Source organism: Candidatus Thiodictyon syntrophicum (assembly GCF_002813775.1).
In the GTDB taxonomy this organism is placed as follows: domain Bacteria; phylum Pseudomonadota; class Gammaproteobacteria; order Chromatiales; family Chromatiaceae; genus Thiodictyon; species Thiodictyon syntrophicum.
This window is the reverse complement of sequence record NZ_CP020370.1, coordinates 882,624-892,500: the sequence shown is the minus strand read 5'-3', so window position 1 is coordinate 892,500 and position 9,877 is coordinate 882,624. Positions and strand designations below refer to the sequence as shown.

The 9,877-nt window shown below is 69.9% G+C and carries 12 protein-coding genes (1 of these 12 running past the window's edge); 3 read left to right on the top strand and 9 right to left on the bottom strand.

From position 1 onward, the window contains the following. From THSYN_RS03915 to THSYN_RS03875, 9 genes are all read right to left on the bottom strand, one after another. Positions 1-206: the 5' portion of a DUF4926 domain-containing protein gene (locus tag THSYN_RS03915; protein ID WP_100917989.1), read on the bottom strand. The gene continues 31 nt to the left of window position 1, outside the view; 206 of the gene's 237 nt are visible here — the first part of the coding sequence; the start codon lies at positions 204-206; its stop codon lies off the left edge, out of view. Positions 207-223: 17 nt separating this feature from the next. Next, positions 224-556, bottom strand: a complete 333-nt coding sequence (locus tag THSYN_RS03910; protein ID WP_100917988.1) for a DUF6883 domain-containing protein — start codon at positions 554-556, stop codon at positions 224-226. Positions 557-971: 415 nt separating this feature from the next. Further along, complete coding sequence (locus tag THSYN_RS03905) at positions 972-2,618, bottom strand: hypothetical protein (RefSeq protein ID WP_100917987.1); 1,647 nt, start codon at positions 2,616-2,618, stop codon at positions 972-974. Positions 2,619-2,666: 48 nt separating this feature from the next. Beyond that, entirely contained in the window at positions 2,667-3,896 is a 1,230-nt protein-coding gene (gene tyrS, locus THSYN_RS03900) for a tyrosine--tRNA ligase (RefSeq protein ID WP_100917986.1), read from the bottom strand. Next, positions 3,896-4,246, bottom strand: a complete 351-nt coding sequence (gene erpA, locus THSYN_RS03895) for an iron-sulfur cluster insertion protein ErpA (protein WP_100917985.1) — start codon at positions 4,244-4,246, stop codon at positions 3,896-3,898. Before erpA ends, tyrS begins: the two co-directional genes overlap by 1 nt. A 114-nt stretch (positions 4,247-4,360) precedes the next feature. Next, positions 4,361-5,398: an N-acetyl-gamma-glutamyl-phosphate reductase gene (gene argC / locus THSYN_RS03890; protein WP_100917984.1), complete on the bottom strand. Its 1,038-nt coding sequence runs from the start codon at positions 5,396-5,398 to the stop codon at positions 4,361-4,363. Between the two features lie 166 nt (positions 5,399-5,564). Continuing rightward, positions 5,565-5,945: a HesB/IscA family protein gene (locus THSYN_RS03885; RefSeq protein ID WP_100917983.1), complete on the bottom strand. Its 381-nt coding sequence runs from the start codon at positions 5,943-5,945 to the stop codon at positions 5,565-5,567. 78 nt (positions 5,946-6,023) lie between these two features. Then, entirely contained in the window at positions 6,024-6,548 is a 525-nt protein-coding gene (locus tag THSYN_RS03880) for a DUF5063 domain-containing protein (protein WP_100917982.1), read from the bottom strand. 83 nt (positions 6,549-6,631) lie between these two features. Beyond that, positions 6,632-6,796, bottom strand: coding sequence for a rubredoxin (locus tag THSYN_RS03875; protein WP_100917981.1), 165 nt, complete (start codon positions 6,794-6,796; stop codon positions 6,632-6,634). Between the two features lie 309 nt (positions 6,797-7,105). On the opposite strand from THSYN_RS03875, the gene thiD reads away from it, so the two are divergent. Genes thiD through hemL form a run of 3 tightly spaced genes read left to right on the top strand, consistent with a single transcriptional unit; the run spans position 7,106 to position 9,872 of the window. Then, on the top strand, positions 7,106-7,924 hold the full coding sequence (thiD, locus tag THSYN_RS03870; protein ID WP_100917980.1) for a bifunctional hydroxymethylpyrimidine kinase/phosphomethylpyrimidine kinase: 819 nt from the start codon (positions 7,106-7,108) through the stop codon (positions 7,922-7,924). After that, positions 7,921-8,586 carry a thiamine phosphate synthase gene (gene thiE, locus THSYN_RS03865; protein WP_100917979.1) on the top strand — a complete coding sequence of 222 codons (666 nt, stop codon included), beginning with the start codon at positions 7,921-7,923 and terminating at the stop codon, positions 8,584-8,586. The genes thiD and thiE overlap by 4 nt, the downstream gene beginning before the upstream one ends. Beyond that, positions 8,586-9,872 carry a glutamate-1-semialdehyde 2,1-aminomutase gene (hemL, locus tag THSYN_RS03860; RefSeq protein ID WP_100917978.1) on the top strand — a complete coding sequence of 429 codons (1,287 nt, stop codon included), beginning with the start codon at positions 8,586-8,588 and terminating at the stop codon, positions 9,870-9,872. The genes thiE and hemL overlap by 1 nt, the downstream gene beginning before the upstream one ends. Positions 9,873-9,877 lie beyond the last annotated feature (5 nt).

Below are 9,877 nucleotides of genomic sequence, written 5' to 3'. Positions count from 1 at the left end.
TGAAGGACCAGTAGCCGGGCGGCGTTGATGCCCGCCAGGGCGTAGGTTCGGCCGGCATCGTCGATGAACTCGACCTCGTAGGCGTCATCGCCGAGGGCACTGCCGAGGGGTTCCACGACGGTTCCGACCTGACCGGCGACCAGGCCAATCTCGGGCAAGTCAGTGGTCAGCGCCACGACGTCAAATAGCTTGATGGCTTGATTCATTGCAGCCTCCAGACCGGTTAGAGCACATAGCAACTGGAGAGTCGGGGGAAATCTTCGCCCGTGCGCACGATCCAGGTGGTCCGGACCAGCGCACTTCCCTTGGGTCTGATGATCGAGGTGTCCAAATGATAACGCCGACCGTGGGCATCCGCCGCGCCGGGGGTCGCGTCACCTGCTCGGGCGGCGTGCAGAAAGGCGGTACGCAGCCATGCGGCTTCGCGCGCAGTGATGCCCAGCGCGGAGGCGAAGACCTGCGCCTTGTGCCGACCGCGGGGATGCGCCGGGTTCAGGCAGTAATCCCGGAGTTTGTCGAGGTCCACCAGGGCGCGTTCGGCGTTGGGTAGGCGCATGCTCGGGTCGATCGGGTCAGGGGTTGCTTTCTCGTGCCGGGGTTTTCGCCCCGGCATGGCGTCTTGGCGGCTCTGCCGCCCGTGTTGCCTCCCGGCCTTCGCCTTGGTCTGGCGGCAGGGCGACTCGGGCCGGCGGGGCGGGACTCGGTGGGCGCGCGCCTGCGGGGATTCCGGTGACAGCTCGCTCGGTTCAAGCCCTGGGACGGACACGATTCAGTCAACCGTCACCGGGGCTCCCACGACGATGCGGTCTGTTCACCACCGCGACCAGCGATCCCGGTAGTCCTCGGTGCCAGGTGGCGACCGCGTATCGAGCCGCTGGCGCAGGTCGGCGATACAATCCCGGGTGCGCTGGACGTCCGGGTGCCGGGATCTAGGGCACGCTCTTGGTCCGCGAGCAGGGCCTCGAAGTCCGTCAGGGCCGCAGCGATCTCGCCGGACTCTGCCGGACAGTAGGCGATGTTGGTGCGCGTCGTGAGCGTATCCGGTGGTCCGGGCCCAGGACCCGCATCCGATCCGCGAGCAATGCCCTATACGCCGCCTCCGCGGCCTCGACCTGTCCGGACTCACCGAGCGCCGCGGCATGGTCGTCCCGCGCATCGAGCAGGTCCAATGAGTCGGCATCCACCCGCAGCCCGGCCAGGGTGCGGCCCAGTGCGACCCGCGCCGGGAGCTCCCGCGGCTGATCGGCAAAGGCCCATTGCAGCAGCCGAACCGCCCGCAGGGCATCGGCATCCGCGATCCGGCCCGGCCCCGCCCCCTCGCCCTGCCGATGGAGGGTGAGCAGCAGTCGGGCGCGGTGCTGGGTCTCGGGATCGGGGTCCGCGAGCGGGAGCGCGGCGAGGGCGGCGGCGAGTCGGTCGAGCACGCGCCAGAGATCCTCCTCAAGGAAATGCTCGTCGCGCGCCGCGGCGGCGATGGCGAACTGATCGGGCTCGTTGAAACGGCGCTGCCAGTCGGCCAGCGCCCGCACCCAGCCGTGGGGAATGCGGTCCTGCCCCAGGGTCTCGGCCAGCGCGTCGTGGGCGGCAAGCTCAAGGGTCTCGGCGATGGTCTGCGCGGCGATGGCACGGTGCCAGGCGGCGACCGCGTCCGGAATGGCCAGCGTCGCCAGGGCCAGCGCCTGCTGGGCGGGCTCGGGCAGCTCGTCCCAGAGCTCCCGGTAGATGTCCTCGACCCGGCGCGGCAGCCGCTTGATGTCGGCCAGGTCGAGCCGCCAGGCGCCGCCCTGGAGGCTCGCGCGGCGGTATTTGGGCAGGGTGCAGATCCGCTCCAGCGGCAGCGGGTTGTTGAAGCGGGCGGCGAGCCGCGCCAGCGTTGCGGGGTCGGTGCGCGGCTGATAGGCGCGCACCAACTCCGCCAGATCCGCGGGCGCGAGTGCGTCGAGCCCGGCGCCCGCCGGGAAGGGCTGCGGCGCCAGCCGGTCGTGACGCACCCGCAGACACCGTGGGGCGATGATGGGCTCGGCGGCCAGGGCCATCAGGCGGTCGCGGCGCTCCAACTCGCCGGGCCAGGTGCTGGTGACGACGAGCAGCGCGGCGTTGGAGCGCACCAGCCGCTCGATCAACTCCTCGACCAGCGGCGTGGCCCGGTGCAGGTCCTCGACGAAGACGACGACCGGCAGCCCCGGGCGGGCGAACCGGGTCAGCATGGCGAGGGGCTCATCGACCGGGTCCGGGCGCGGGTCGCCGCTCAAGGGGCTGGGGGCCGCGAGGACCTCGCGGTGGCGTCGGGTCTCGGCGACCTTGTCGACCCCGATCCGGGCGAGCTTGGCCGGCAGTCCGCCTCCGGGGATGGCTGCGCTCACGATCTGCTCGAGCCCCACGCCGGCGACATGGCCGGCCAGATCTTGGCCCAAGTCGCCGCCGGCCTGACCGAGCCGGGCATAGAGCGCCTGGGCGACGCGGGTCTTGCCCCACCCGGACGCGGCCTCCAGCGAAACCCAGCGGGCCTCGCCCAGCGTCTCGGCCGCGGCCAGGATGGCGACGAGCCCGTCGACCAGATGGATGCGGGACTCGCCTAGAAAGGGGGGCTCCGCGGGCAGCGCATCTGTCGTGCTCATGCGAAGGGCACCTGCGGTGCCGTGTTGTGAGATCGGTCTCGCGCAGCCTTATGGGTTCCGGTCGGGTCCCGACTCGACCCGCACCTTGGCAAATCGCCGCTTACCGACCTGATACAGGTGCGTAGTACCGACCCGGCACCGCAGCCGTGGGTCCGCGACCCGCTCACCATCGATCTTCACGCCCCCCTGCGCGATCAGGCGCAGGGCCTCGGAGGTCGTCTGGACCAGACCCGCATCCTTGAGGAGCCGGGGAAGCCCCACCCCGTCGGCGGCGTCCGCGGCAACGGCCAGCTCCGGCAGGTCGTCCGGGACAACCCCCTGCTGGAAGCGCGCGATGAACCCTTCCTTGGCAGCCAAGCCCGCCGCGGGCGAGTGAAACCGGGTGACCATCTCCTGCGCCAACTCGAACTTGATGTCGCGCGGGTTGGCGCCGTCCGCCACCGCGGCCCGCCAGGCGTCGATATCCGCCATGGGACGGGCGCTCAGCAGTTCCAGGTAGCGCCACATCAGCTCGTCCGACACGGACATGAGCTTGCCGAACATGTCGTCCGGCGCGTCGGTGATCCCGATATAGTTGCCGAGCGACTTCGACATCTTCTGGACCCCGTCGAGCCCCTCCAGAAGCGGCAGCGTGATGACCACTTGGGGCTCCTGCCCGTAGGACTCCTGCAACTGCCGCCCCACCAGGAGATTGAATTTCTGGTCGGTTCCGCCAAGCTCCACATCGGCGCGCAGGGCCACCGAGTCGTAGCCCTGGATCAGCGGGTAGAGAAACTCGTGCACCGCGATCGGCTGCCCGCCGCGATAGCGCTTGCCGAAGTCGTCGCGCTCCAGCATCCGGGCCACCGTGTGCCGGGCGGCGAGCTGGATCAGCCCCGCCGCGCCCAGGGGTTCGATCCAGTGGGAGTTGAATACAACCTCGGTCCGCTCGGGGTCGAGGATGTGGAAGACCTGCTCCTGATAGGTCGCGGCATTGGCCGCGATCTGTTCAGGTGAAAGCGGCTTGCGGGTGGCGCTCTTGCCCGTCGGGTCGCCGATCATGCCGGTGAAGTCGCCGATCAGGAAGAGGACCTGATGGCCCAACTCCTGAAACTGGCGCAGCTTGTTGATGAGGACCGTGTGGCCCAGGTGCAGATCGGGCGCGGTCGGGTCGAAACCCGCCTTGACCCGCAAGGGCACCCCGCGCTCGAGCTTCTTGCGCAGCGCCTCCTCCAGCAGGATCTCTTCAGTACCGCGCCGGATCAGCGCGAGCGACGACTCGACGGTATCCAAAGGCATCAGACCGCGAACGAGGAGCCGCAGCCACAGGTCGTGGATGCGCTGGGGTTGCGGATGACGAACTGGGCGCCTTGCAGGCCCTCCGTGTAGTCGATCTCAGCGCCCGTGAGGTACTGCATGCTCATGGGATCGATCAGCAACTTCACGCCGTCGGTTACCACCTCGGTGTCCCCGTCCTGCACCGACTCGTCGAAGGTGAAGCCGTACTGGAATCCGGAGCAGCCGCCGCCCTGGACATAGACCCGCAGCATCAGCTCCGGCTTTCCTTCCTCGACAATGAGTTGGGCGACCTTGGCCGCCGCTGACGCGGTGAAGATCAGGGGCAAATCGGTGGGGTTTTCTGTGCTCATGGCTGACTCATGCTCGTTTCAGTTGCATCGATAACATTAAGCTGCGTCTGCGCGGCGGGCAGTTCAAGCGCCAGGCCCGTCGTCCTGCGCGGCGGGTTGGGCGAGGCCGAGCATTCAGGGCAGCAAGGCAATCGCGCCGAGACCCGCGGCCTCGTCCAACCCGAACATCAGATTCATGTTCTGGACCGCCTGTCCGGCCGCCCCCTTGACCAGATTGTCGATTACCGACTGGACGATCACCACGTCGGAACCGGCTTGGCGCGTCACGGCGATACGGCACAGGTTGCTGCCGCGCACCGAGCGGGTATCGGGATTGGCACCGGCCGGCATCACATCCACGAAGGCCTCGCCCAGGTAGTGCTGCCGATAGAGATCCGTCAGGTCCGCGTCCGTCAGGTCGACGCTCAGGCGCGCGTAGAGCGTCGCCTCGATCCCGCGAATCATCGGCAGCAGGTGGGGGACAAAGGTCAGGCCGACCGGGCGGCCGGCGAGCCGGGCCAGGTTCTGACCGATCTCGGGCGCGTGGCGGTGCCCCTTGACCGCATAGGCCTTGAAGCCCTCGCCCACCTCGGCCATCAGGAGTCCGGTCTCGGCCTTGCGACCGGCACCGCTGGCGCCCGACTTGGCGTCGGCGATCAGCCAGCCCGGGTCCACCAGGCCCCGCGCCAGCAAGGGGGCAAAGCCCAGCGTCACCGCCGTCGGGTAGCAGCCCGGATTGGCGATCAGCCGCGCGGAGCGCACCGCGTCCCGGTGCAGTTCCGGCAAGCCGTAGACCGCGTCCGCGAGCAGGTGCGGACAGGCGTGGGGCATCCCGTACCAGGCCTCCCACTGGGCCAGGTCCTGGAGCCGGAAGTCCGCGGCCAGATCGACCACGCGCGCGCCGCGGGCCAGCAGGTCCGGGGCCTGCCCCATGGCCGTCCCGTTGGGCGTGGCGAAGAACACCACATCGCAGGCACCCAACTGCACCGGATCGGGCTCGCTGAAGCACAGGTCGAACTGGCCGCGCAGGTGCGGGAAGAGGTCCGACACCGCCGTGCCGGCCTCGCCCCGCGAGGTGATCACCGCCACCGACGCCCGCGGGTGCCGCAGCAGGATGCGCAGCAGTTCGGCGCCCGTGTAGCCGGTCCCGCCGACGATTCCGACCTTGATCATGTGCTAGCCCCTTGCGCGACCGGGACCGGCCGCCGCGGGGCGGCCTGGGACACGGCGCTGACGTGATGGCAAAAAACAAAACAGCGGCCGCAGCCGCTGTCGATGGGGCCTCCTGCCGACCGGGGCGCTGGTCGGCGCGGCCGCTGCCGCGCCCGCGCCCGCAAAATCAGGAGCACCCGCCGCCGGAGCCGCCGCCCGAATGCGAGCCGCAGTTGCCGCAACCGCCGCCTTCGGCCCGCGGCAGGTTGTTGAAGCGGAAGTGGGCACCGCCCTCGGCGTCATCGACGTAATCGATCTCCACGCCGCGCAGGTGGTCCAGGGTCCCGTCGTCCACCACGACCTTGAAGCCATCGCAGGACAACACGCCGTCGTCCTCATTGATCTCGTCGGTAAAGGTCATGCCGAAACCGATGCCGCTACAGCCGCCGGCGGTGGCGAAGACGCGCACCCCCTGGATGCTGTCGTCGACCTGGTTGAAAAGCTCACTCATCTTGGCCGCGGCGGGCGAGGTCAGGGTCAGGTGCTCGCTGGTCAGGGGTGCAGACATGCTGGGTTGTCTCCGATATTCTAAACTGGCGCGGGAATTTAACAGAAACCGACCCGTTCAATCCAGGGGAAAAAAGGACTAATCGCGGTCCCCGACCCGGCCCAGGCGATCGGCGGCGGCCAACATGGCCAGGTGCCGCTCGGCATCGATCAGGTGCTCGCGCCAGTGGCCCTCGTAGCCGAGCAACCAGGTTTGCAGCGCGCGCTGCGGGTCCAGGTCGAAGATCCGCAGACCGGCCTTCAGTTCGCAGTAGATATCGGTCAGGTCGTCCGCCAGGCTGCCGGTCCGGGCGTCCAAACCCTCCTGCACGCGATCGAACGCCAGGAAATAACCGTCCCGATCGGCGAGCAAGGCCCGCAGGCGCGAGTAGAGATCGAAGCGCGCGTCCAGATCGACCGGGTTGACGGACCCGGCCCGGGGCCCGTGGTCGGGGACCGAAGTCATGGCGGCGTGCAGCCGCGGCAACAGCAGGGCCACCTCCCGCAGCCAGTGCGGCGCGGCGGGCCCGGCCGCCTCGATCCAGTCGCAATAGCGGCGGGCGAGGGTCAGAATCTGCTGGACCCCGGGGTCGCGTTGCTTGGGCTGCTTGTTCGGCGCGTTCATGCGTGGGAGTGTAGACGACAACTGAAGATCTGCCTGATCCGCGCGACGCCGACCCAGACGCGCGGTTGCGGCTTGGCGGGCCGTCACAGGGTCACCAGTTCAAAGTCGTCTTTGCCGGCCCCACACTCCGGGCACTTCCAGCCCGGCGGGACCTCCTCCCAGGGGGTCCCGGCGGCGATACCGTCGTCGGGCCAGCCCTTGGCCTCGTCATAGACTAATCCGCAAATTACGCACATATAGGTCTTCATGAAAACTCCGTCGGTCACCCGCGGCACGGCGCCGCCGCCCGGGGTTGCGCTCGCGTGGCGCCTGCCGCGGCTTGCGGCAGGCACTATCAGCCGGGCAAGATCGGGGTCTGACCGACCCGTTACAACCCGCATTGAGGATCGGGGTGCGATTAGAACTGATATGGTGACCGCGATCCCGGGTACGCTGTCGTTGTCGTTGTCGTAATCGAATAATCCGACCACGATTACGACAACCACAACGACGCCCGGTCCCTGAGAACGTCCGGAGTTCTGATCGCACCCCCAGAATCACCCACCGAGACGACGCCTATGCCCCCCATCCACACCCCCCCCACCGTGCTCTGCGTGGGCGGTCACGACCCGAGCGGCGGCGCCGGGATCGGCGCAGACGCCGAGGCCGTGCGGGCCGCGGGCGCCTTCGCCCTCACGGTGGTCACCGCCCTGACGGACCAGGACACCCGCGGTCTGCGGCAGGTCTACCCCCAACCCGCCGCCCGGATCGAGGCCCAGTGCCGCGCCCTGATCGCGGACGGCGACCCCGCGGCGATCAAGATCGGGCTGATCGGCGACGCGCGGCTGGTCCCGATCCTGTGCGCCATCTGCGACGACTACCCCGGCTTGCCGGTGGTGCTGGACCCGGTGCTGGCCTCCGGGGCGGGGCAGGCGCTGGCCGACGCGGCCCTGATCCAGGCCCTGCTCACCGACCTGCTGCCCCGCGCCACCCTGGCGACGCCCAATCTGCCCGAGGCGCAGCGCTTGAGCGGCGGCGTCGATGCGGCTGACTGCGCGCGGCGCCTGCGCGCGGCCGGGGCGCGCTGGGTCCTGATCACCGGCACCCATGAGGATGCGCCGGCCGTGACCAACCGACTCTACGGGGGCGACGGGGACCCGCAGTCCCAAACCTGGCCGCGCCTGCCCGGCGACTACCACGGCTCCGGCTGCACGCTGGCGAGCGCCATCGCCGCCCGCCTCGCCCTGGGGCTCAACCTGCCAACGGCGGTCGCGGCGGCCCAGGACTATACCTGGACCAGTCTGGCGCGCGCCTGGCGCACCGGCCGAGGCCAGCTCACGCCCAACCGGCTCTATGCCCTGCCCCGGGCCGGGGAGTCGGGCGGAGCCGCCCCATGAGCCGCTTATTACGCGGGCTCTATGCCATCACCCCGGAGCCGGACCCCGGCGACCCGGCGCGCGCGGACCAGCGCCTGATCGAGCAGGTGGCCCACGCCATCGACGGCGGCGCCCGGCTGGTCCAGTACCGGGCCAAGGGGCTCACCACGGACCGGCGCCGGACCCAGGCCGCGGCGCTGGCCGCACTGTGCGACGACGCCGCCGTCGCCCTGATCATTAACGATGACGTCGAACTCGCCCTGGCGGTCGGCGCCGCCGGCGTCCACCTGGGCCGCGACGACGCCGCCCCGGCCGCCGCCCGCGCCCGCCTGGGGCCGAACGCGATCATCGGCGTCTCCTGTTACAACCGGCTCGACCTGGCCCTGAGCGCCGCCGCGGCCGGGGCCGACTACTGCGCCTTCGGCAGCTTCTTCCCCTCGCGCGTTAAACCCGACGCGGTGCGCCCCGCCCCCGACCTCTTGACCCGGGCCCGCGCACGACTCAAGGTACCGCTGGTTGCGATCGGCGGCATCACACCACAGAATGCCGGGCTGCTGATCGCGGCCGGCGCCGACCTGCTGGCCGTGATCACCGGTATCTTTGCCGCCCCGGACATCGCCGCGGCGGCCCGGGCCTACAGCCAACTATTTGAACCGGGCGTGCGCCCGACGGAGTCCCCCTGATGAGCCGATCCCACGACCTCTTTACCGCCGCCCAACGCCACATCCCCGGCGGCGTCAACTCACCGGTGCGGGCCTTCCGCGGGGTCGGCGGCGACCCGGTGTTCTTCGAGAGCGCGCTGGGGCCCTACGTCTTCGACGCGGACGGCAAGCGCTATGTCGACTATGTCGGCTCCTGGGGTCCCATGATCCTGGGCCACGCCCACCCAGAGGTCCTGGCGGCGGTCCGGGAGCGACTCGACAAGGGCCTGTCCTTCGGCGCCCCCACCGAGCTTGAGACCACCATGGCGGATCGCGTGTGCGCCCTGGTCCCGAGCATGGACCTGGTGCGCATGGTCAGTTCCGGCACCGAGGCCACCATGAGCGCACTGCGCCTGGCCCGCGGCTTCACCGGCCGCGACAAGATCGTGAAGTTCGAGGGCTGCTACCACGGCCACGCGGACTCACTCCTGGTCAAGGCCGGCTCGGGCGCCCTGACCTTCGGTGAACCCAGTTCCCCCGGGGTGCCCAAGGCCCTCGCGGAACTCACCATCACCCTGACCTACAACGACCTGGCACAGGTCGAGGAAACCTTCGCCACGATCGGCGAGGAGATCGCCTGCATCATCGTGGAGCCCGTGGCCGGCAACATGAACTGCATCCCCCCGGTGCCCGGCTTCCTGGAAGGGCTGCGCGCCGTGTGCGACCGCTACGGGGCGCTCCTGATCCTGGACGAGGTCATGACCGGCTTTCGCGTCGCCTTGGGCGGGGCCCAGGCCCACTACGGCATCCGCCCGGACCTGACCGCACTCGGCAAGGTGATCGGCGGCGGCATGCCGGTCGGGGCCTTCGGCGGGCGGCGCGAGGTGATGGAGCGAATCTCCCCCCTGGGTCCGGTCTATCAGGCCGGCACCCTGTCCGGCAACCCCATCGCCATGGCGGCGGGGCTCAAGACCCTGGAGCTGATCTCCGTCCCCGGTTTCTACGAGCGGATCGCCGCGCGCACGGTGCAACTCACGGACGGCCTGGTGGAGCGCGCCCGCGCCGCCGGCGTGCCCCTGGCGGTGAACCGGGTCGGCGGCATGTTCGGCCTCTTCTTCACCGACGCCCCCCAGGTCACCAACTACGCCCAGGCGACCGCCTGCAACCAGGACCAGTTCCGCGCCTTCTTCCACGCCATGCTGGAGCACGGTGTCTATCTGGCCCCCTCCGCCTTCGAGGCCGGGTTCGTCTCCATCACCCACGAGGAGGCGCAGCTCGAGGCCACCCTGGAGGCCGCCACGGCGGCCTTCGCCCGGGTCGCCGCCTAGGGTCG